Origin of the sequence: Kitasatospora sp. NPDC058046, assembly GCF_042885595.1 — a bacterium.
Classification (GTDB): domain Bacteria; phylum Actinomycetota; class Actinomycetes; order Streptomycetales; family Streptomycetaceae; genus Kitasatospora.
Genome location: NZ_JBHVRS010000013.1, coordinates 64,973 through 85,797 on the forward strand (window position 1 = coordinate 64,973; position 20,825 = coordinate 85,797).

Annotated in this window: 18 protein-coding genes; 8 read left to right on the top strand and 10 right to left on the bottom strand. The window is 71.4% G+C overall.

Going from position 1 to position 20,825, the window contains the following annotated elements:
• Window positions 1-118: 118 nt before the first annotated feature.
• From ACFVU7_RS24950 to ACFVU7_RS24970, 5 genes are all read right to left on the bottom strand, one after another.
• Entirely contained in the window at window positions 119-1,135 is a 1,017-nt protein-coding gene (locus ACFVU7_RS24950) for a hypothetical protein (RefSeq protein WP_143204515.1), read from the bottom strand.
• A 32-nt stretch (window positions 1,136-1,167) separates the two neighbouring features.
• Complete coding sequence (locus ACFVU7_RS24955) at window positions 1,168-1,824, bottom strand: hypothetical protein (RefSeq protein WP_388047248.1); 657 nt, start codon at window positions 1,822-1,824, stop codon at window positions 1,168-1,170.
• A gap of 108 nt (window positions 1,825-1,932) precedes the next feature.
• Window positions 1,933-3,255: an MFS transporter gene (locus ACFVU7_RS24960; RefSeq protein ID WP_338016271.1), complete on the bottom strand. Its 1,323-nt coding sequence runs from the start codon at window positions 3,253-3,255 to the stop codon at window positions 1,933-1,935.
• 210 nt (window positions 3,256-3,465) lie between these two features.
• Window positions 3,466-4,548 carry an inositol-3-phosphate synthase gene (locus ACFVU7_RS24965; RefSeq protein ID WP_049651119.1) on the bottom strand — a complete coding sequence of 361 codons (1,083 nt, stop codon included), beginning with the start codon at window positions 4,546-4,548 and terminating at the stop codon, window positions 3,466-3,468.
• A gap of 126 nt (window positions 4,549-4,674) precedes the next feature.
• A complete protein-coding gene (locus tag ACFVU7_RS24970; protein WP_049651118.1) occupies window positions 4,675-5,373 on the bottom strand; it encodes a PadR family transcriptional regulator in 699 nt (232 codons plus the stop codon).
• A 518-nt stretch (window positions 5,374-5,891) separates the two neighbouring features.
• Here ACFVU7_RS24970 and ACFVU7_RS24975 point away from each other — a divergent pair.
• Together ACFVU7_RS24975 and ACFVU7_RS24980 are read left to right on the top strand one after the other, a co-directional pair.
• On the top strand, window positions 5,892-8,378 hold the full coding sequence (locus ACFVU7_RS24975; protein WP_388047250.1) for a transglycosylase domain-containing protein: 2,487 nt from the start codon (window positions 5,892-5,894) through the stop codon (window positions 8,376-8,378).
• A gap of 169 nt (window positions 8,379-8,547) precedes the next feature.
• A complete protein-coding gene (locus ACFVU7_RS24980; protein ID WP_380779774.1) occupies window positions 8,548-10,125 on the top strand; it encodes a glycosyltransferase family 87 protein in 1,578 nt (525 codons plus the stop codon).
• A gap of 40 nt (window positions 10,126-10,165) precedes the next feature.
• Here the strand turns inward: ACFVU7_RS24980 and ACFVU7_RS24985 are convergent, their stop codons facing one another.
• From ACFVU7_RS24985 to ACFVU7_RS24995, 3 genes are all read right to left on the bottom strand, one after another.
• Entirely contained in the window at window positions 10,166-11,200 is a 1,035-nt protein-coding gene (locus ACFVU7_RS24985; protein WP_049651114.1) for an alanine racemase, read from the bottom strand.
• Window positions 11,201-11,213: 13 nt separating this feature from the next.
• The gene (locus ACFVU7_RS24990) at window positions 11,214-12,332 is read right to left on the bottom strand and encodes a peptidoglycan bridge formation glycyltransferase FemA/FemB family protein (RefSeq protein WP_074001890.1); all 1,119 of its coding nucleotides are present in this window, start codon (window positions 12,330-12,332) and stop codon (window positions 11,214-11,216) included.
• A 224-nt stretch (window positions 12,333-12,556) separates the two neighbouring features.
• Window positions 12,557-12,856, bottom strand: coding sequence for a hypothetical protein (locus tag ACFVU7_RS24995; RefSeq protein WP_074001889.1), 300 nt, complete (start codon window positions 12,854-12,856; stop codon window positions 12,557-12,559).
• 321 nt (window positions 12,857-13,177) lie between these two features.
• Here ACFVU7_RS24995 and rpsF point away from each other — a divergent pair, with 321 nt between their 5' ends.
• The 4 genes from rpsF to rplI all read left to right on the top strand — a co-directional run bounded on the left by rpsF (window position 13,178) and on the right by rplI (window position 14,962).
• Complete coding sequence (gene rpsF / locus ACFVU7_RS25000; protein WP_049651111.1) at window positions 13,178-13,468, top strand: 30S ribosomal protein S6; 291 nt, start codon at window positions 13,178-13,180, stop codon at window positions 13,466-13,468.
• A 96-nt stretch (window positions 13,469-13,564) separates the two neighbouring features.
• Window positions 13,565-14,182 carry a single-stranded DNA-binding protein gene (locus ACFVU7_RS25005; protein WP_049651110.1) on the top strand — a complete coding sequence of 206 codons (618 nt, stop codon included), beginning with the start codon at window positions 13,565-13,567 and terminating at the stop codon, window positions 14,180-14,182.
• 79 nt (window positions 14,183-14,261) lie between these two features.
• The gene (gene rpsR / locus ACFVU7_RS25010; RefSeq protein WP_030059640.1) at window positions 14,262-14,498 is read left to right on the top strand and encodes a 30S ribosomal protein S18; all 237 of its coding nucleotides are present in this window, start codon (window positions 14,262-14,264) and stop codon (window positions 14,496-14,498) included.
• A gap of 17 nt (window positions 14,499-14,515) precedes the next feature.
• Entirely contained in the window at window positions 14,516-14,962 is a 447-nt protein-coding gene (rplI, locus tag ACFVU7_RS25015) for a 50S ribosomal protein L9 (RefSeq protein ID WP_049651109.1), read from the top strand.
• An 83-nt stretch (window positions 14,963-15,045) separates the two neighbouring features.
• Here the strand turns inward: rplI and ACFVU7_RS25020 are convergent, their stop codons facing one another.
• Complete coding sequence (locus tag ACFVU7_RS25020; protein ID WP_049651108.1) at window positions 15,046-16,392, bottom strand: MATE family efflux transporter; 1,347 nt, start codon at window positions 16,390-16,392, stop codon at window positions 15,046-15,048.
• Window positions 16,393-16,843: 451 nt separating this feature from the next.
• Here ACFVU7_RS25020 and dnaB point away from each other — a divergent pair, with 451 nt between their 5' ends.
• Window positions 16,844-18,448 carry a replicative DNA helicase gene (gene dnaB / locus ACFVU7_RS25025; RefSeq protein ID WP_079271991.1) on the top strand — a complete coding sequence of 535 codons (1,605 nt, stop codon included), beginning with the start codon at window positions 16,844-16,846 and terminating at the stop codon, window positions 18,446-18,448.
• Window positions 18,449-18,470: 22 nt separating this feature from the next.
• On the opposite strand, the gene manA is transcribed toward dnaB, so the two are convergent.
• Window positions 18,471-19,649, bottom strand: a complete 1,179-nt coding sequence (gene manA / locus ACFVU7_RS25030) for a mannose-6-phosphate isomerase, class I (protein ID WP_388047251.1) — start codon at window positions 19,647-19,649, stop codon at window positions 18,471-18,473.
• Window positions 19,650-19,985: 336 nt separating this feature from the next.
• On the opposite strand from manA, the gene ACFVU7_RS25035 reads away from it, so the two are divergent.
• Window positions 19,986-20,753: a polyprenol monophosphomannose synthase gene (locus ACFVU7_RS25035; RefSeq protein ID WP_380741876.1), complete on the top strand. Its 768-nt coding sequence runs from the start codon at window positions 19,986-19,988 to the stop codon at window positions 20,751-20,753.
• Window positions 20,754-20,825 lie beyond the last annotated feature (72 nt).

The following is a 20,825-nucleotide window of genomic DNA, read 5'->3' on the forward strand; positions in this document are numbered from 1 at the left end:
CGCACCTCGCGGGGGGGGCGGGCGCCGCCCGGGGCGCCGGGGGGGCCGGGCCTGCTCTTGACCCTCCGCGGGGGGGCCCCCGGGCGGGGGCCGGCCCCCACCCCTCCTCCGTGCCGGGCTACTTGATCTGCTTCATGCAGAGCACGTAGTCCAGGGCCGGGAAGCTCGGGTGCTTGCTGGTGTACCAGCTGTCCGACTTCGGCTGCTTCTCGCAGGACTTCTCGTCGGAGGTGGCGAGGTACTTGTAGACGACCTTGTACTGGGCCTTGGCGTCGGTGCAGGGCACCACGGTGATCTTCGGGTGGGTGTCGTTGGTCTGGTTGGTGCCGTTCGCGTTGTACAGGCAGTCGCCGACCCCGGCCGCGTCCACCTTGCTGTCCGAGTCGGTCGGGGTGCTGACCGGCGGGAGGGTGAGCGTCGGCGCCGGCAGCGTGTAGGTCGGCGAGGGGATGACCGGCGGCGGCGTGGGCGAGAGGGTCAGCCGGGTGGGGGTCGGCGTCGGGTCGGCGGCCGGGTCGGTCTTCCCGGGGCCGAGCACGCCGGTGGCGGCCAGGGTCACCGCGGCCACCAGCGAGACCGGCACCAGCAGCATCGCGATGTGCGGCCGGCTGGTCAGCGGGACGCCCGGGTTCAGCTGCGGGCCGTGGCTGCCCGGGACGGGCGGCTGCAGCCGCTTGAACTTGTTGTGCGGGCCGAGGTTCAGCAGCAGCGTGATCGGGGTCAGCAGCCAGGACACCAGGCTCCACCAGCCCTGGACCAGCGTCCGGGCCGACATGTCGCGCACCGTCGCCGTTCCGCAGGTGCGGCAGAACGGGCCGGTCATCCGCAGCATCCGGTAGGCGATGATCAGGCCCTGGTGGCCGCGGACGGTGGCGTTGACCGCGGGGTAGCCGCCGCAGAACCGGCAGGTGGTCCCGTCCATCGGGGGCGGCGGCGGGTACCCGTAGCCGTAACCGCCGGGCGGGGGCTGGACGCCGTACGGCTGCTCGGGCGGCGGCGGCGCGCTCGGGTAGCCGTACCCGGGCGGCGGCGGCGGGGGCGGCGGCGGGGCGCCGTAGGAACCGCCGGAGGCGTACGGGTTGCCGTCGCCCGGTGGCGGGCCGTACGGCATCTGGGGCGGAGGCGGAACGGACAAGGGGTCCCCCGGGAAAGGAAGAGCGGAAGAGTTCAGGACTTCTTCACCGGCGGGACGCCGGTGGTGGCGGGCGCCAGCGGGCCGAGGCAGAGCACGTACCGCTTCTTGTTCCAGCGGCGGCCGCTCTTGCCCGAGACGGCGGTCGTGGTCTGCGGCGTCTGCTGGCAGCGGGTCACGTCCGTGGTGCCCTCGAACTTCGACAGCACCCGGTAATTCGCTTTGGTGTCAGTGCACTTGACGATCTCGACATCTCGGGAGCCGCTGGCGTGCACACAGTCGCCGGCCTTGGCGCTGCTGACGCTCGGCCCGGCCACGAAGTAGCCCACCGCCAACGCCAGGCAGCCGCCGACCACTCCGACGATCCGCAGCTTGGAGCGGATGCCGCGCTTGGCGGCCGGCGCGGGCTGCACCGGCGGCGCGGGCTGCGGGTAGCCGTACGGCCCGGGGGGCGGCTGCTGCCCGTACGGCCCGGGGGCCGACTGCCCGTACGGCGGTTGGCCGTTCGGCTGCTGTCCGTAGGCGGGCGGCGGGCCGAAGCCGGGCGGGGGCGGCGGCGCGGGCTGTCCGTAGGCCGGCGGCGGCCCGTACGGCGCGGCCGGCGGGGGGACGGGTGCCCCGTACGGCGGTGCTGCGGGCGGGCCCACCGGGGCCGACGAGGGCGGCCCGTACGGATTGGGCGGTGTGCTCATCAGTTCGTCCCCCGAGACAGAGTTCTGTCGCTACGACAGGTTCGAGTACCTTAGCGAGTCGGTCGGACGCCGTCGGCCCCGAGCCCCGCGGGTTTCCAGGAGGCCTGGTCAGCGGGGGAGGGGACTCCGGCGGGCGGAGCGCAGGTAGAGGACCGCCGTCAGCGCGTATACCCCGGCGACCCCGAGCACCACCGCGACCGAGCGGCCGGACAGCGGCAGCACCAGCGCGGTGACCAGGGCGGCGGCCACGAAGGCGACGTTGAACAGCACGTCGTAGATGGCGAAGACCCGGCCGCGGTACTCGTCCTCGACCGACTCCTGGACCGCCGTGTCGGCGCAGATCTTGGTGCCCTGGGTGACCACCCCGAGCAGCAGGGCGGCGAGCAGGCAGGGCACCAGGGTGAAGCTCAGGCCCAGCGCCGGGACGAAGACCACCGGGGCGACCAGGCAGGCCGTCATCCACCCGGCCAGGCCCAGCCGGCGGGTGCACCAGGGGCTGACCAGCGCGGCGACGAAGAACCCGGCGGCGGACAGGCCGACCGCCTGGCCGAGGGTGACCAGCCCGGCCGCGCTGTCGGTCGGGTCGTTGAAGGTGTACCGGGCGAGCATCACCACCACCACGATCAGCACGCCGTAGCAGAACCGGGCCGCGGTGACGGCGGCCAGCGCGTGCACGGCGGGCCGGCAGTCCCGGACCAGGTGGCGCACCGCGGCGCCGAGTTCGACGGCGGCCCGGACCAGCGCCTGGCCGAGCCCCGGGCGGTCCCGGTGCTGCTCCGGGCCGAGCAGGTCGCGGTCCATCCGCCGGGCGGCCAGCGCGGCCGACAGGTAGAGCAGCGCGGCCACCGTGACCAGGGCGGCGTCGGCCCTCGGCCCGGGGGCCATCAGCTGGTGCAGCGCGAAGCCGATGCCCCCGCCGGAGGCGGCGGCGACCGTCCCGAGGGTGGGGGAGAGGGCGTTGGCGGTGACCAGCTGGTCCTGCTCCACCACCCGGGGCAGGGCGGCGGACAGGCCGGCCAGGATGAACCGGTTGAGCGCGGTGACCAGCAGGGCCGAGGCGAAGAACAGCCAGGTCGGGGCCTGTGCCAGCAGCAGCGCGCCGGTGCCCAGGCCCAGTCCGAAGCGGGCCAGGTTGCCGAAGTAGAGCACCTGGCGGCGGCGCCAGCGGTCCAGCAGCACACCGGCGAACGGGCCGATCACCGAGAACGGCAGCAGCATCACGGCCAGCACCGAGGCGATGTCGGCCGGGGAGGACTGCTTCTCGGGGGAGAAGACCACGTACGCGGCGAGCGAGACCTGGAAGACGCCGTCCGAGAGCTGGGAGAGCACCCGGGCGGTCAGCAGCCGCCGGAAGTCGCGGCCCTTCATCAGGTCGAGGAGCGTGGCGCGGTGCGCGGACTGGTGGGTGCTGCCGTTCTCGGTGATCGCCACCCGCCCAGAGTGCCATGGAACCGGCCGCTGTTTCACGTGAAACATTGGCCGCGAGAACGTGAAGGGCCCGCGATCCGGAGACCACGGGCCCTTCCTGCGAGCTGGCGGCGCTCAGCGCTCAGAGCCCAAGGCTCAGCGCTCGGCGTCCGACAGTCGCGAACTTCGCTGTGCTCAGCGCTCAGCGCTCAACAGTCGCGAACCTCGCTGCGCTCAGCGCTCGACCTCGCCGCGGATGAACTTCTCGACGTTCTCGCGGGCCTCGTCGTCGAAGTACTGCACCGGCGGGGACTTCATGAAGTACGAGGAGGCCGACAGGATCGGGCCGCCGATGCCGCGGTCCTTGGCGATCTTCGCGGCGCGCACGGCGTCGATGATGACACCGGCGGAGTTCGGGGAGTCCCAGACCTCGAGCTTGTACTCCAGGTTCAGCGGGACGTCGCCGAACGCGCGACCCTCGAGGCGGACGTACGCCCACTTGCGGTCGTCCAGCCAGGCCACGTAGTCCGAGGGACCGATGTGGACGTTCTTGGCGCCCAGCTCGCGGTCGCGGATCTGCGAGGTGACGGCCTGGGTCTTGGAGATCTTCTTGGACTCCAGGCGCTCGCGCTCGAGCATGTTCTTGAAGTCCATGTTGCCGCCGACGTTCAGCTGCATGGTGCGCTCGAGGATGACACCGCGGTCCTCGAACAGCTTGGCCATCACGCGGTGCGTGATGGTCGCGCCGACCTGGGACTTGATGTCGTCACCGACGATCGGCACGCCGGCCTCGGTGAACTTGTCCGCCCACTCCTTGGTGCCCGCGATGAACACCGGCAGGGCGTTCACGAAGGCGACCTTGGCGTCGATGGCGCACTGGGCGTAGAACTTGGCCGCGTCCTCGGAACCGACGGGCAGGTAGCAGACGAGGACGTCGACCTGCTGGTCCTTGAGGACCTGGACGACGTCGACCGGCGCCTCGTCCGACTCCTCGATGGTCTCCAGGTAGTACTTGCCCAGGCCGTCGAGGGTGTGGCCGCGCTGGACGGTCACGCCGGTCGGCGGCACGTCGCAGATCTTGATGGTGTTGTTCTCGCTGTTGCCGATGGCGTCGGCCAGGTCGAAGCCGACCTTCTTGGCGTCGACGTCGAAGGCGGCGACGAACTCCACGTCGCGGACGTGGTACTCACCGAACTGGACGTGCATCAGCCCGGGGACCTTGCCGGCCGGGTCGGCGTCCTTGTAGTACTCGACACCCTGCACCAGCGACGCGGCGCAGTTGCCCACGCCCACGATGGCTACGCGAACCGAACCCATTCCGGTTGCTCCCTGTGATCTCATGAGGCCCGCCGGGGTAGGCGGAACTCGTCCTGCTTCTTCGATGACTGCGTGCACGGGCGCGAGGCGCCCATTCCTGCCGCGCGGCACAGGGCTGGCGCGGTGTCAGCGCTCCTGGGCGGAGCGCCCCGGGCGGTCGTACGGTGGCCCGGACGGGTCCGGGGACCCGGTCTCCTGGCCACGGCCGTCCGAAGTCTTGCGGGGTCCGGCGGCGCTGCCGCCGGCGTCGGGGCCGGTCTTTCCGGTGCGGTTGGACCGCTCGGTCTCGATCAGCTCGTTGAGCCAGCGGACCTCGCGCTCCACCGACTCCAGTCCGTGCCGCTGGAGTTCGACGGTGTAGTCGTCGAACCGCTCGCGGGCGCGGGCCAGCGAGTTGCGCATCCGCTCCAGCCGCTCCTCCAGCCGGCTGCGGCGCCCCTCCAGGACGCGCATCCGCACGGCCCGGTCGGTCTGGCCGAAGAAGGCGAAGTGCACGCCGAAGTGCTCGTCCTCCCAGGCGTCCGGGCCGGAGTCGGCGAGCAGCTCCTCGAAGCGCTGCTTCCCTTCGGCGGAGAGCCGGTAGACGATCTTGGACCGCTTGCCGTTGAGCGCGGTGGCCGGGACGTACTCGACGTCGGGGTTGTCCTCGACCAGGAAGCCCTGGGCGACCAGGCTCTTCAGGCAGGGGTAGAGCGTCCCGTAGGAAAGCGCCCGGAACGTCCCGAGCAGGATGTTCAGCCGCTTGCGCAGCTCGTAGCCGTGCATCGGGGCGTCGTGGAGCAGCCCGAGGACGGCGAACTCCAGCACTCCTGAGCGCCTGCCCACTGTCGCCGCCCTCCTCCCGCTCGGTGTCCGATCGGCCGCTGCATCCGGCGGTATACCGCTTCGATGTATCGGCTCGATATATCGAGAACAGTAAACCCGACCCCCGGAACGGGCAAGAGGGGCGCGCGTGAATGTGATCACAAGCCGACGCGCGGCTGGTGTTGGCAACGGGCTTGTAATGATCTGTTGCCGTTTTGCGGGCATTGGCAACTGATGTCCGATTAGTTGTATATCCGTGCTGCGTACGCTGTCGCGTGTGCACGAGGACCACCTCCGGGATCAGGGCGGTTGGCGGGCATCGGACGTGAACCCTGCCTTCAGGCTGGAAACGCCTGGCGAGGAGTGGCTGGAAGATGAGCGAGCGACGGCGAAGGACGCCCAACCCGGGCGGTGAGGGGCAGCAGCCCCCGGGAGGCGGTGGCCGTCAGGGCGAGGGGCCGGGACCCGACGAGCTGCGCTCGGACGGCGCCGGTCGGCGACGCCCCTCGGGGGTCAGGGAGACCGCACAGCAGCCCCGGATGACCCGTGCGGAGATGCGCAAGGCCGCCCAGAAGAAGGGCGCCAAGGGGGGTGGCCGGCGCGGTGACGCCGCGGCCGCCTCCGCCGCCGCGGCCGCCGGCCCCGGCAAGAAGCGCTTCATCGACTACCCGCGGTTCGGCAAGACCGGCGTCCGGCGCTGGCTGCCGTCCTGGAAGCAGTGGCTGAGCGCCTTCGTCCTGGTCTTCGGCTGCTTCGTGGGCCTGGTGTTCTACCTGTACCAGACCACCGAGGTCCCCAAGCTGAACGATCTGGTGAAGGACCAGAACACGATCTACTACTGGGCCGACAACACGGAGATGACCCGCAAGGGCCAGACCAACCGTCAGATCGTCGAGCTCAAGGACATCAGTCCGCACCTCCAGGACGCCGTCATCGCCGCGGAGAACAAGAGCTTCAAGACCGACAGCGGCATCGACCCCAAGGGCATGCTCCGCGCGGTCTGGAACATGGCGAAGGGCGGTGAGACCCAGGGCGCCTCGACGATCACCCAGCAGTACGTGAAGAACGCCTACCTGAGCCAGGAGCAGACCCTCAGCCGCAAGGTGAGGGAGTTCTTCATCACGCTGAAGATCAACCAGGAGAAGGAGAAGCCGGAGATCCTCACCGGCTACCTGAACACCAGCTGGTTCGGTCGCGGTGCGAACGGTGCCCAGGCGGCCGCCCAGGCGTACTACGGGGTGGACGCCAAGGACCTCAACGTCTGTCAGAGCGCCATGCTGGCCGGTCTGCTCAAGGGTGCGGCGTACTACGACCCCACCAACCCGGCCAACAAGGACCGGGCCCAGGGCCGGTGGAACTGGATCCTGGACCAGATGGTGGACACCAAGGCCATCACCCCGGAGGAGCGCGCCAAGTGCACCGCGTTCCCGGACCCGATCGCGCAGAAGCCCAACTCCAACATGAACGGTGAGATCAGCTACCTGGTCGACACCGCCAACAAGTACGTGATGGCCACCGACAAGACGATCACCCAGCAGATGATCGACCGGGGCGGCCTGAAGATCTACACCACCTTCGAGAAGGACAAGGTCGACGCGCTGAAGAGCGCCGTCGACGCCGTCAAGGCGGAGAACCTCAACCCGCAGAAGCGGCCGGACAACGACACCAACATCCAGTTCGGCTCCGCCAGCATCCGCCCCGGCGACGGCGCGATCGTCGCCCTCTACGGCGGCGACGGCGTGGAGAACGGCCACTTCGACAACAACGCCGACGCCACCGGCGTCCAGGTCGGTTCGACCTTCAAGCCCTTCGTGCTGGCCACCGCGATGCAGACCGGCGTGCAGACCGCGAAGGACGACAAGGGCAAGCCGAAGCGGATCAACGCCGACAGCCGCTACCTGGCCGACGACATGTCCGAGATCCGCAAGGCGGACGGCTCGCTGGTGATCGGCGACGACGGCAAGCCCTACCGGCAGAAGAACGAGGACGCCGGCAAGCGCGGCTACGTCTCGCTGCGGATGGCCATGCAGTACTCGTACAACGTGCCCTTCGTCCAGCTGAACCAGGACGTCGGCGGCCAGAACGTGGCCGACATCGCGGTGCAGATGGGCATCAAGAAGGAGAGCCTCGCCGACCCGAAGACGGCGACCTTCCCGCTCGGCACCTCCACCATCAGCCCGATCCGGATGGCCACCGCCTACGGCACCCTGGCGGCCAGCGGCAAGGAGGCCGAGCCGTACTCGGTCACCAAGGTCGAGGTGAGCGGCGTGGAGCGGCCGGGCTTCGGCAAGAAGGAGCCCAAGGTCGCGCTGGAGCCGGCCGTGGCCGACAACGTCACCGACACGCTGGTGAACGTGGCGGTGAACGGTACCGGTAAGAAGACGAAGGACCTGGGCCGCCCGGTGGCCGGCAAGACCGGTACCACCGACCAGAACAAGTCGGCCTGGTGGGTCGGCTACACCCCGCAGCTGGCGACCAGCGTCGCGATGTGGCGCGAGGACCCGACCAAGCACGAGCGGCAGTCGCTCAACGGCACCGGCGGCAAGGAGTCCATCCACGGTGGTGACATCCCGACCGACGTCTTCACCCGGTACATGAAGGCCGCACTGGCCAACGAGAAGAAGATGGACTTCCCGACCCCGCAGCCGGTCGGCACCGAGGTCGACTCCTCCGGCGCGCCGTCCACGGCCAGCGCGGCGGCGACCCCGACCACGACCGACAGCCCGACGGCCCCGCCGGCCGCCCAGACGCAGGCGCCGCAGCCGCCCGTGCAGCCGCAGCCCACCCAGACCTGCGTGCCCGGCGTGGACTGCCCCGGCGACCAGCCGACCCCCTCGCACACCAGGCCGAACCCGGGCAACAGCTGCCTGCCGGTGATCGGCTGCCAGACGCAGCCGCCGGGACCGACGGACACCACGCCGCCGGGCGGCGGCAACGGTGGCGGTGGCGGACGCCCGACCGGCGGCGGCAAGCCGACGCCGAGCAGCACGGGCGGTCTCCAGGGCGGCGGGGCGGCCGGGCAGTAGCCCCGGCCGGGCGGAACCCGGAACCCGGAACCACGGCGGTGGCGGTCCTCCTCGGAGGGCCGCCACCGCCGTTTCCGTCGCGCCCGCCGCGCCCGCCCGCGGCGAAGAGGTACAGACCGTTGCGGGGTCCTCCTCGTCCCGGCGGGACGGGTGCGGCAGGATGTCCGGCATGACGTCGAGCGATCGTGACGAAACCGCCGGGCCGGACGGGTCCGGCGCCGCCGCAGGGCCCCTCCCGGCAGCCGTCGCCACGGCCGCGCCGCCGGCCAACACCGTGGTCGTGCCGGCCGACGAGGACCCGGTGGCGGCGGCCGGCAGCGAGGTGTTCGGCGGGCCCCCGGGCCGCCGGGCGCTGCTCGGCGTCTCCTGGTGGGTCCCGGCGCGCTTCCTGGCGCTCGCGGTGATCGTGGTGTCGGTGCTCGGGATGGTGCAGAAGCTGCCCTGCTACGAGCAGGCCTGGTTCCAGCCGGGCTCGCCGCAGTACATCCACGCCTGCTACAGCGACATCCCGCACCTGTTCTCCGGACGCGGCTTCGCGGCCGGGCTGCACCCGTACGTGGACCGCATCCCGGGCTCCTCGGGGGACCTCCAGTACCTGGAGTACCCGGTGCTGACCGGCCTGTTCATGCAGGTCGCGGCCTGGCTGACGCCGGGCGGCGGGGACCAGCAGAGCCAGGAGCAGTGGTTCTGGGCGATCAACGCCGGGATGCTGATGGCCTGCGCGGTGGTCGCCGCGGTGGCGCTCTCCCGCACCCACCGGCGCCGTCCATGGGACGCGCTGCTGTTCGCGCTCGCCCCCGTCCTGCTGCTCAACGGCACCGTCAACTGGGACCTGCTCGCGGTCGCCCTGGCCGCCGTGGCGATGGCCTGGTGGAGCGGTGCCCGCCCGGGCTGGGCCGGTGTCTTCATCGGCCTGGCCACCGCGGCCAAGCTCTACCCGCTGCTGCTGATCGGCCCGCTGCTGGTGCTCTGCTGGCGGGCCGGCCGGTGGCGCGAGTTCCGGGTGATGCTGGGCGGCGCGGTCGGCTCCTGGCTGGTGGTCAACCTGCCGATCATGCTGGCCAACTGGCGGGGCTGGTCGACCTTCTACGTGTTCAGCAAGCACCGCGGCGAGGACTACGGCTCGTTCTGGCTGATCCTGATGCAGCGCCGGGGCGCCGGGCTGGCCGACCTCGACGTCTACATCGGCGTGCTGATGGTGCTGGGCTGCCTGGCCATAGCGTGGCTCGGCTTCTCGGCCCCGCGCCGGCCGCGCTTCGCCCAGCTGGCCTTCCTGGTGGTCGCGCTGTTCGTGCTGGTCAACAAGGTGTACTCGCCGCAGTACGCGCTCTGGCTGCTGCCGCTCGCGGTGCTGGCCCGGCCGCGCTGGCGGGACTTCCTGGTCTGGCAGGCCTGCGAGGTGCTCTACACCCTGGGCATCTGGTCCCACCTGGGCCTGGTCACCGGCTCCAAGCAGCACGGGATCGGCGAGGGCTGGTACCACTTCGCGATCGGGCTGCACCTGCTGGGCACGCTGTACCTGGTCGCCCTGGTGGTCCGCGACGTCCTCCACCCGGACCGCGACCCGGTGCGCTGGGACGGCAGCGACGACCCCTCCGGCGGGGTGCTGGACCACGCCCCGGACGTGTCCGTGCTGGGCACCGCCCGCCGGCTGCGCGAGGAGGAGAGCTACGCCGGGTACGCGCCGGCCGGCCCCGAGCAGTGGCTCAACGAGCCCGAGCTGCCGGAGCCGGCCGAAAAGGCCTAGCCGGTCGGAAAGGCCTGGCGGGTCGGAAAGGCCTGGCGGGTCAGCGGTCCACCACGCGGTCGAAGTGCGTGGTGGTGTGCCGGACCTGGAGACCGAGCTCCTCGCCGATCGCCGGGGGCTTGGTCTCCCCGTCCAGGAAGAGCAGCGAGACCTGCATGTGCGGCGGCTCGGCGAACCACAGCTGCTTGCCGGCCCAGTGGAACGGCGACTTGGTCTTGTTGACGGTCGCCAGGCCGGCCCGGGCGATGCCCTTGGCCCGCGCCCCCATGCTCTGGAGGTACTTGGGCGCCTCCAGGCCGATGCCGTGCGCGGTGCCGCCGGCGACCACCAGGATGTGGCCGTCGGAGGGCGCCGGGTGCTGGCGGTAGCCGTAGCGGTCGCCCTTCTGCAGCGGGGTGACGTCCAGGACGGTGGCCCGGACCTCCAGCGCGGCGTGGTCGCCGAGCCAGAGCCGGGTGCCGATCCGGGCCCGGAAGACCGTCTCCGGGTAGCGCTGGGCCAGCTGGTCCATGCCGGCCGCGCCGAGGTGGCTGACGAACACGGTGTGCACCGGGATGCCGGCCGCCCGGGCGGTGTCCACCCAGTACGCGACCTCCTCGATCGGGCTGGAGCCGTCCGGCCGGTCCATCGGCAGGTGCAGCGCCAGGCCCTCGAAGGCGACGCCCTCCAGCTCGTTGGCGACGGTGCGCAGGTCGGCCGCGCTCACGCCGTGCCGGCGCATGGTGGTCATGCACTCCAGCACCACCCGGGCACCGTGCAGCGAGCGCAGCGCCTCCACGCTGGCCACCGTCCGGATCACCCGGGCGTGCGGCAGCGGGAGCACCTCCTCGCCGACCCGGTACGGGGTGAGCACCAGCAGCTCGCCGCCGTACCACTCGGCGGCGTCGGCCGCCTCGTACGCGGTACCGACGGCGAGCACCCCGGTGCCCAGCAGCGTCGCCTCCTCGGCCAGCCGGTGGTTGCCCAGGCCGTAGCCGTTCCCCTTGGCGACGGGCACCAGGCCGGGGAACTCGGCGAGGACGGAGCGCTGGTGGGTGCGCCAGCGTTCGGTCTCGAGGTAGAGCGACAGCGTCATCGGGTCAGCCTCCTCAGCGGCGGGACATGTAGAGGTCGAGGGCCTTGTGCAGCAGCTTGTTGAGCGGGAAGTCCCACTCGCCGAGGTACTCGGCCGCCTGGCCGCCGGTGCCGACCTTGAACTGGATCAGGCCGAACAGGTGGTCGTTCTCGTCCAGGGTGTCACTGATGCCGCGCAGGTCGTACACCCCGCCGCCGAGGGCGTAGGAGTCGCGCATCATCCGCCACTGGATGGCGTTGGACGGCTTGACCTCGCGCTTGTGGTTGGCCGAGGCGCCGTAGGAGTACCAGACGTGCTCGCCGACCACCAGCATCGTGGTGGCGGCCAGCGGCTCGCCCTCGTGGTAGGCGATGTAGAGCCGCATGCGGTTCGGGTCCTCGGCCACCAGGGCCTTCCACATCCGCTGGAAGTAGGCCAGCGGGCGCGGGGTGAACTTGTCGCGCTCGGCGGTGACCAGGTAGAGCTGGTGGAAGATCGGCAGGTCGTCGTAGCCGCCCTGGTAGACCTCGACGCCGCTCTTCTCGGCCTTCTTGATGTTGCGGCGCCAGAGCTGGTTGAAGTTCTTGTGGATGTCGTCCAGCGAGCGGTTGGCCAGCGGCACCTGGAAGACGTAGCGGGGCTGGACGTCGCCGAAGCCGGCGCCGCCGTCCTCGCCCTGCAGCCAGCCGGCCTTGCGCAGCCGGTCGGCCACCTCGAAGGCGCGGGCCTCGTACCAGTCGGCCTCGACGTCGCGCAGGCGCTTGGCCTGCTTGCCGGCGATGGCCTCCTTGATGGTGGGGGCGTTCCAGCGGCGGATGACGATCGGCGGGCCCATCTTCACCGAGAACGCGCCCTGCGACTTGAGGTGCGCCAGCATCGGGGAGAGCCAGCGGTCGAGGTCGCGGTCGAACCAGTCGATGACCGGTCCCTCGGGCAGGTAGGCGAGGTAGCGCTTGAGCTTGGGCAGCTGGCGGTAGAGGACCAGGCCGGCGCCGACGAGCTGGTCGGTCTCGTCGAACCAGCCGATCGACTCGGAGCGCCACTCGGCCTTCACGTCGCCCCACGACGGCACCTGCATGTGGCTGGCCGAGGCGCGGCTCCTGATGAAGGCGAGGTGCTCCTCGCGGGTGATCGTCCTCAGGCGCAGGCTCATGTGCTCGGTGCTCCTCGTCGTCGGGCTGCGGTGGCCCAGGTTCTCGGGCTGACCTTATCGTCCGGGGTCCGGGCGCCCGTCGCTGCGGGCACGGCGGCGCCCCCGTCGGGTACCTGTCTCCTCTGCAGATACGCGACGGGGGCGGCGAGGGTTCCGGGCGGGGCCTGTGGGCTCGGTCCCAGCGGTGCGGTCCGGGGGCGTGCGAGGGGGCGCGGGGGCCCGGTTCAGCCCCAGAGACCGCCGCGGGCGATGCCGAGGTAGAAGCCGATCGCGGCGGCGCCGAGTGTGATCATCAGGACGAAGCGCTCGGCGGTGGTGACCGAGACGAACATGCCCCACAGGCCCGTGACGATGCCGAACAGGCCGGTCCACGAGGTCAGCAGGTGCAGGTTGTGGAAGAACGAGGTGGTGAAGGCGATCACGCCCAGCACGGCGGTGACGCCCACCAGGGCGTTCTCGCGGGGGTGCGGGTGGCCGTCGGTGTTCAGGGTGAGGGCGGGCATGCGGTGGACGGACTGTGCCATGGGTCCCACCTCCTGGCGTGGAGACGAACGGGCAGGAATCCCGTTCCGTCCAGATTGCGGCGCTTGGGCCGCTCTCACAACCCCTATGCGTTTTGTTCGGCCGTCCGGGTGCAGGTAGGCTGTGCCGTCTGCACTGGTGTAGTTGTGCCCCCTCTGCACCCTCTACCGGGTGGGATCCGCCTCCGGGCGGAGCGGGGGCCGATTGTCCGACCCGGCCGCTACGGTGGGCCGGAGTCGTCACTGCTCCGGTGCCGACGCTACGCACAACCCTCCTGCCACGGAGAGACCGTGGCCGCTGAGTCCAAAGGAGGTGGGTTACTCATGCGTCACTACGAGCTGATGGTCATCCTCGACCCCTCGGTCGAGGAGCGCGCTGTCTCCCCCCTGATCGAGAACTTCCTCACTGTCGTCCGCAACGCGGGTGGCAAGGTGGAGAAGGTCGACACCTGGGGTCGCCGCCGTCTGGCTTACGAGATCAACAAGCAGTCCGAGGGCATCTACTCGGTCATCGACCTCAAGGCCACGCCTGAGGTCGTCAAGGAGCTCGACCGCCAGCTGGGCCTGAGCGAGTCGGTTCTGCGGACCAAGGTCCTGCGCCCGGACACCCACTGAGCCACCTCTGAGGCCTTCGGGTCTCGGGTAGCTCGCGTCCGCTGTTTCACGTGAAACAGCGGTGAACGGACATCTTCCCGAGAGGTCATCACCACCATGGCAGGCGAGACCGTCATCACCCTCGTCGGCAATCTCGTCGACGACCCCGAGCTGCGCTTCACCCCGTCGGGTGCGGCGGTCGCGAAGTTCCGCATCGCGTCCACCCCCCGCACCTTCGACCGTCAGACGAACGAGTGGAAGGACGGCGAGAGCCTCTTCCTCACGTGCAACGTCTGGCGGCAGCCGGCGGAGAACGTGGCCGAGTCGCTGCAGCGCGGCATGCGCGTCATCGTGCAGGGCCGACTGCGCCAGCGGTCTTACGAGACCAAGGAAGGCGAGAAGCGGACGGTCTTCGAGGTCGAGGTCGACGAGGTCGGTCCGAGCCTGCGCTCGGCGACCGCCAAGGTCACCCGGGCCAACCGGTCCGGCGCCCCCGGTGGCGGCTTCGGCGGCCAGCAGGGTGGCGGCCAGGGCGGCGGCGGCAGCTGGGGTGGAAACTCCGGCGGCGGCGGCCAGCAGGGCGGCGGCAGCTGGGGTGGAAACTCCGGCGGCGGCCAGTCCGGCCCCTCCGACGACCCCTGGGCCTCCAGCGCCCCGTCCGGTGGAAACCAGGGCGGCGGCTGGGGTGCCCCGGCCGGCGGCGGTGGCGGCTACTCGGAAGAGCCCCCGTTCTAAGAGCTGACAGATTTCGTGCGGCCCGGCCGCCGGCGTCCCCGGACGCCCGCCGGGCCGTGAACCCCAAATGGAGCACACAATGGCGAAGCCGCCTGCTCGCAAGCCGAAGAAGAAGGTTTGCGTCTTCTGCAAGGACAAGGTCAACTACGTTGACTACAAGGACACGAACCTGCTGCGGAAGTACATCTCCGACCGCGGCAAGATCCGTGCCCGTCGGGTGACCGGCAACTGCACCCAGCACCAGCGTGACGTCGCCACGGCCGTGAAGAACAGCCGTGAGATGGCGCTGCTGCCCTACACCAGCACCGCGCGCTAAGAGAGGGTGACCAAGTAATGAAGATCATCCTCACTCACGAGGTGCCGGGTCTCGGCTCCGCCGGCGAGGTCGTCGAGGTCAAGGACGGCTACGCCCGCAACTACCTGGTCCCGCGTGGCTTCGCCATCCGCTGGACCAAGGGTGGTCAGAAGGACGTCGACGCCATCCGTCGCGCCCGGAAGATCCACGAGATCCAGACCCTCGAGGCCGCCACCGCGGTCAAGGGTCAGCTCGAGGGCGTCCAGGTCAAGCTGGCCGTCCGCTCGGGCGACGCCGGCCGTCTGTTCGGCTCGGTGACCCAGGCCGACGTCGTCGAGGCCATCAAGGCCGCCGGCGGCCCGGCCGTGGACAAGCGCGCCGTCGCGATCGCCTCGCCGATCAAGACCGTGGGCTCCCACAAGGTCTCGGTCAAGCTGCACTCGGACGTCGTGGCCAACCTCGACGTCGCCGTCGTGGCTGCCTGAGCTCCGTAGAGCACAAGGCCTGAGGGCCGGACTCCTCCGGGAGTCCGGCCCTCGGTCTTTTCCGGCCCGGTTCTCTTCGGGTCTCAGCCGCGCACCGCTCCGGTGACCAGCCACTTGCCGCCGCGGGCGCGCCAGGCCAGGAAGCCGGCCCGCAGCAGCATGAACAGGTTCATCGCCCACCAGAGCCCGGCCAGTCCGGTGCCGGTGGCCGGCACCGCCAGGGCCACCGGGACGAACACCGCCAGGGTGGCGAGCCCGGCCCAGGCCAGGTAGCGGCCGTCCCCGGCGCCCATCAGCACGCCGTCCAGCACGAAGACCGGGCCGGCCACCGGCTGGGTGAGCGCGAGCAGCAGCAGGGCGGTGTCCAGCTGGGCCCGGACGGCCGGATCGGGTGTGAAGAGCGGGACGTACAGCGGGCGGGCGACCACCACCAGCAGGCCGAGCACCAGTCCGGAGACGACGCCCCACTCGACCATCCGCCGGGTGGCGGCCCTGGCGCCGGGGACATCCGAGGCGCCCAGGTAGCGGCCGATGATGGCCTGGCCGGCGATCGCGATCGCGTCCAGCGCGAAGGCCAGGAAGTTGAACAGCGCCATGGTGATCTGGTGGGCGGCGACCTGGTCGTCGCCGAGCCTGGCGGCGACCGCGGTGGCGGTCATCAGCACCGCGCGCAGACTGATCGTCCGGACCAGCAGCGGGCCGCCGGCCCTGGCACTGGCCCGGATGCCCGCGGTGTCCGGCCGCAGCGAGGCCCCTTCCCGGCGGGCGCCGCGGACCACCACGACCAGGTAGGCGGCGGCCATCCCGGTCTGGGCGAGCACGGTGCCCCAGGCCGAGCCGGCCACCCCGAGCCCGGCGCCGTACACCAGGCCGGCGTTCAGGCCGATGTTGGCGGCGAAGCCCGCGACGGCCACCACCAGTGGCGTGCGGGTGTCCTGGAGGCCGCGCAGCACCCCGGTGGCGGCCAGCACCATGAGCATCGCCGGGATGCCGAGCGAGCTGATCCGCAGGTACGTCACCGCGTGCGGCGCGGCGGTCGCCGAGGCGCCCAGCGCGTCGGCCGCCCAGGGCGCCAGCACCAGGGTGAGGAGGACCACCGGGACGGCCAGGCCCAGGGCGAGCCAGATGCCGTCGATGCCCTGCTGCACGGCGCCCCGGCGGTCCCCGGCGCCGATCCGGCGGGCGACCGCCGCGGTGGTGGCGTAGGCGAGGAAGACGAACACGCCGGTCGCGGTGGAGAGCGCGGCGGAGGCGACGCCCACCCCGGCCAGCTGGGGGGTGCCGAGGTGGCCGACGATCGCCGAGTCGGCCATCAGGAAGAGCGGTTCGGCGACGAGTGCGCCGAAGGCCGGGACGGCCAGGGCGAGGATCTCCCGGTCGTGCCGGCGTCGCGAGGGCTTCGGGGCCGGGGTCGGGGGCGAGGCGGTCATGGGCTCCAGGCTACTCATCCACAGGTAATGGATGTAAGGGCCTAGTGACTATTACTCGAAATCTTGAGCGGCGCGGTTCGTCCGCTCTGCGCCCACAGCCGTTCGGAGGTGTGTGAAGAATTTCTCATGCACAGGACCGGGAAGAGGTAATCCCAGGTCAACAGGTTGACGGTGGATCGATTGTTCGGTTATCCACAGGGACGTCCACAGGGGTGTCCACAGCTTTGCGGCAGTTCTCCACAGGACGGGGCCGGTCATCCACACCCCCTGTGGATAACCGCCTTGGCGCAACGGCGTCCGGCGCCTTAGCGTGGGCCCTCCGCCCGACACTCCCGCCGCCCCGGCGTCCGTTTTGTCGGGACCGTGGCGTACAAAGAGGAGCGGCTCCGCTCCACCCAGCCACCGGCAAGCCCGCTCCACCTTCGCACCACTCGCTGATCGGGGAACACGCGTGACCGGCCCCCAGTACGACGACCACGACGCCCCGCCGCCGGAGGAGGACTGGCAGCCCGCCGAGGACCCCTTCCCGGCCGGCGCCTTCGACGACGCCCCCTTCCCGGACGGCCCGGGGGACCGGCTGCCGGTCTCGCGCGGCCGTGGCCAGGGCGGTCAGGGCGGTGGCCGTGACGGCCAGAAGGGCGGCTTCCAGAAGGGCGGCAAGGGCGACCGGAAGGACGGCGGCTGGCAGCGCCGGGACGAGGGCGGCGGCGACGGGGGCGGGGGCGTGGACGGCTTCGAGCGCGTCCCGCCGCAGGACCTGGACGCCGAGAAGTCCGTCCTCGGCGGCATGCTGCTCTCCAAGGACGCCATCGCCGACGTGGTCGAGGTGCTCAAGCCGGTCGACTACTACCGGCCCGCGCACGAGATGGTCCACGGCGCGATCCTCGACCTCTACGCCCGCGGCGAGCCGGCCGACCCGATCACCGTGGCCGGCGAGCTGACCAAGCGCGGCGAGCTCCAGCGCGTCGGCGGCGCCTCCTACCTGCACACCCTGGTCAACTCCGTCCCGACCGCGGCCAACGCCGAGTACTACGCCCAGATCGTGCACGAGCGCGCGGTGCTGCGCCGGCTGGTCGAGGCGGGCACCCGGATCGCCGGCATGGGCTACGCGGCCGAGGGCGACGTGGACGAGATCGTCAACGCCGCCCAGGCGGAGATCTACGCCGTCACCGAGCAGCGCACCAACGAGGACTACGCCCCGCTCTCCGACATCATGGAGGGCGCCCTCGACGAGATCGAGGCGATCGGCTCCCGCAACGGCGAGATGTCCGGCGTCCCCACCGGCTTCGCCGACTTCGACCAGCTCACCAACGGCCTCCACCCCGGCCAGATGATCGTCATCGCGGCCCGTCCCGCGATGGGCAAGTCCACCCTGGCGCTGGACTTCGCCCGGGCCTGCTCGATCCACCACAAGCTGCCGAGCGTGATCTTCTCGCTCGAAATGGGCCGCAACGAGATCGCCATGCGCCTGCTCTCCGCCGAGGCCCGGGTGGCGCTGCACCACATGCGCTCCGGGAACATGACGGACGACGACTGGACGCGGGTGGCCCGCCGGATGCCCGACGTCAGCGAGGCGCCGCTGTTCATCGACGACTCGCCGAACCTGTCGATGATGGAGATCCGCGCCAAGTGCCGCCGGCTGAAGCAGCGCAACGACATCAAGCTGGTCGTCATCGACTACCTCCAGCTGATGCAGTCCGGCGGCTCCCGGCGGGCCGAGAACCGTCAGCAGGAGGTCTCGGACATGTCCCGTAACCTCAAGCTGCTCGCCAAGGAGCTGGAAGTCCCGGTCATCGCGCTGTCCCAGCTGAACCGTGGTCCCGAGCAGCGCACCGACAAGCGGCCGATGGTCTCGGACCTCCGCGAGTCCGGCTCGATCGAGCAGGACGCCGACATGGTCATCCTGCTGCACCGCGAGGACGCCTACGAGAAGGAGTCCCCGCGCGCGGGCGAGGCCGACCTGATCGTCGCCAAGCACCGTAACGGTCCGACCGCGACGATCACGGTGGCCTTCCAGGGCCACTACTCGCGCTTCGTCGACATGACCCGGGACTGAGCCCGGGCCCCGTCCGGAGCGGTCAGACGGTGACGGTGGCGCGGAAGAGCGTGCCGCCGGTGCCGGAGAGGCGGGTCGGGGTGCCGGTGGCGGGGAGGAAGGCGGCCTGGCCGCGGGCCAGGTCCAGGACGGTGCCGTCGGCGGCGGTCAGCCGGGTGGCGCCCTCGGTGCAGAGCAGGATCTGCGGGGTGCGGCCGTCGATCTCGCGATCGGCGCCGTCCAGGACGAAGCGGGAGAGCCGGAACTCGTCGATCGGGACGGGGTAGAGCTCCTCGCCCGGGGTGCCCTCGACCGGGGCCGGCTCCAGCGGCTCGGGGGCGCCGGCCTCGAAGACCACGACCTTCAGCAGCTCCGGCACGTCGATGTGCTTGGGGGTGAGGCCGGCCCGCAGCACGTTGTCGGAGTTGGCCTGGAGCTCGACGCAGACGCCGGACAGGTAGCCGTGCGGGACCCCGGCGCCCAGGTAGAGCGCCTGGCCGGCCCGCAGCCGGACGTGGTTGAGCAGCATGCCGGCGACCACGCCGCGGTCGTCCGGGAAGTCCTCGGCGATCCGGGCGTACGGGGCGTACTCCCCGTCCGGGTCGGTCGCCGCCAGCACCTCGACGGTCCGCCGGACGGTCTCCGGGTCCAGCGCGAGGGCGGCGGTCAGGGCGCCGCGCAGCGCCTCGGAGGTGTCCTCGGCGGCCAGCCGCCCGATCACCGGGGCGAGCCCGGGCACCCCGAGCCCGGTCAGCAGCCGGGCCGCGTCGGCGGGCCGCCGGAAGCCGCACAGGCCGTCGAAGTCGCCCAGCGCGCAGACCATTTCGGGCTTGTGGTTGGCGTCCCGGTAGTTGCGCTCGGGGGCGTCCAGGGGGATCCCGAGGGCGTTCTCGGCGGCGAAGCCGGCCCGGGCCTGGTCGAGCGTGGGGTGGGCCTGGATGGACAGCGGGATGCCCGCGGCCAGGACCTTGAAGAGGAACGGCAGGGTCGGGCCGAACCTGGCCACGCTCGCGGCGCCCAGCTCGCCCTCGGGGTCGGCCGCGATCAGCTCGTCCAGCCGGCGCGGGCCCTCGCCGCGGTCGGCGCGGGACGGGGCGCCGGGGTGGGCGCCCATCCACAGCTCGGCCTGCGGTTCACCGGTCGGCCGCTGCCCGAGCAGCTCGGGCAGGGCGGTGAGCGACCCCCAGGCGTACGGGCGGACGGTGTTGACGAGCCTGTCCATGCGCGCGGTCCTACTCCTTCGCAGTCTGGGCGGCCCCGGATGTCCCGAGTCCGGATCGCCGGGGCGGGCCCGGCGGTGCGGGCGGTCCGGGCACGGGCAAGGGAAACGACCCTAGCCGAACGGTGTCACCCACGGGGAAACGGTGGCCACCGGGTGGGAGTGCCACGGCCGGACCTGCGGTTCCCGGCGCGGTAGTAGGATGCCAGGACGCAGTAGCCTCCGCCCTGCGCGCAGTTCGCCACCGAGGTCCTCCCGGCGGGCTGCCGGCGGAGCCGCGTTCCAGAGTGCGGGCGCCGGTGTTCCGAGACCCCCCGTCATCGGCCGAGAGGTTTGTACGTGACCGTGAACCAGCAGAGTTTTGCTGATCTCGGCAAGGTCCTGGTGATCATCCCGACCTACAACGAGGCGGAGAACGTCGAGCGGATCGTCGGCCGGGTCCGTGCCGCCGTTCCCGAGGCGCACGTCCTGGTCGCCGACGACAACAGCCCCGACGGCACCGGCGAGCTGGCCGACAAGCTGGCCGTCGAGGACGAGCACGTCCACGTCATGCACCGCAAGGGCAAGGAGGGCCTCGGGGCCGCCTACCTCGCGGGGTTCCGCTGGGGCATCGACAACGGCTACGACGTCCTGGTCGAGATGGACGCGGACGGCTCGCACCAGCCCGAGGAGCTGGACCGGCTGCTGGGCGCGCTGCGCGGCGCCGACCTGGTGCTGGGCTCGCGCTGGGTGCCGGGCGGCCGGGTGGTGAACTGGCCGAAGTCCCGGCTGCTGCTCTCGCGCGGCGGCTCGACCTACTCGCGGCTGATGCTGGGCGTGCCGATCCGGGACGTCACCGGCGGCTACCGGGCGTTCCGCAAGGAGACCCTGCTGGGCCTGGGCATGGACGAGGTCGCCTCGGCCGGGTACTGCTTCCAGGTCGACCTGGCCTGGCGCACGGTGAAGGCCGGGTTCAAGGTCGCCGAGGTGCCGATCACCTTCGTCGAGCGCGAGCTGGGGGCGTCCAAGATGAGCCGCGGCATCGTGGTCGAGGCGCTGTGGCGGGTGACCACCTGGGGTGTCACCGACCGGCTGGCCAAGCTGCGCGGGTCCACCGCGAAGCGCTGACCGACCGAACCGTCCGTAGCCGAAGGGCCCGTCCACCGAACCGGTGGACGGGCCCTTCCGCATGTCCGGGGG

Excerpts from the sequence above, each read along its gene's own strand:
- ACFVU7_RS24955 (WP_388047248.1), bottom strand. The coding sequence starts at position 1,824 with ATGAGCACACCGCCCAATCCGTACGGGCCGCCCTCGTCGGCCCCGGTG.
- ACFVU7_RS24965 (WP_049651119.1), bottom strand. The coding sequence starts at position 4,548 with ATGGGTTCGGTTCGCGTAGCCATCGTGGGCGTGGGCAACTGCGCCGCG.
- ACFVU7_RS24975 (WP_388047250.1), top strand. The coding sequence starts at position 5,892 with ATGACCCGTGCGGAGATGCGCAAGGCCGCCCAGAAGAAGGGCGCCAAG.
- ACFVU7_RS24980 (WP_380779774.1), top strand. The coding sequence starts at position 8,548 with ATGACGTCGAGCGATCGTGACGAAACCGCCGGGCCGGACGGGTCCGGC.
- ACFVU7_RS24985 (WP_049651114.1), bottom strand. The coding sequence starts at position 11,200 with ATGACGCTGTCGCTCTACCTCGAGACCGAACGCTGGCGCACCCACCAG.
- ACFVU7_RS24990 (WP_074001890.1), bottom strand. The coding sequence starts at position 12,332 with ATGAGCCTGCGCCTGAGGACGATCACCCGCGAGGAGCACCTCGCCTTC.
- ACFVU7_RS24995 (WP_074001889.1), bottom strand. The coding sequence starts at position 12,856 with ATGGCACAGTCCGTCCACCGCATGCCCGCCCTCACCCTGAACACCGAC.
- rpsF (WP_049651111.1), top strand. The coding sequence starts at position 13,178 with ATGCGTCACTACGAGCTGATGGTCATCCTCGACCCCTCGGTCGAGGAG.
- ACFVU7_RS25005 (WP_049651110.1), top strand. The coding sequence starts at position 13,565 with ATGGCAGGCGAGACCGTCATCACCCTCGTCGGCAATCTCGTCGACGAC.
- rpsR (WP_030059640.1), top strand. The coding sequence starts at position 14,262 with ATGGCGAAGCCGCCTGCTCGCAAGCCGAAGAAGAAGGTTTGCGTCTTC.
- rplI (WP_049651109.1), top strand. The coding sequence starts at position 14,516 with ATGAAGATCATCCTCACTCACGAGGTGCCGGGTCTCGGCTCCGCCGGC.
- ACFVU7_RS25020 (WP_049651108.1), bottom strand. The coding sequence starts at position 16,392 with ATGACCGCCTCGCCCCCGACCCCGGCCCCGAAGCCCTCGCGACGCCGG.
- manA (WP_388047251.1), bottom strand. The coding sequence starts at position 19,649 with ATGGACAGGCTCGTCAACACCGTCCGCCCGTACGCCTGGGGGTCGCTC.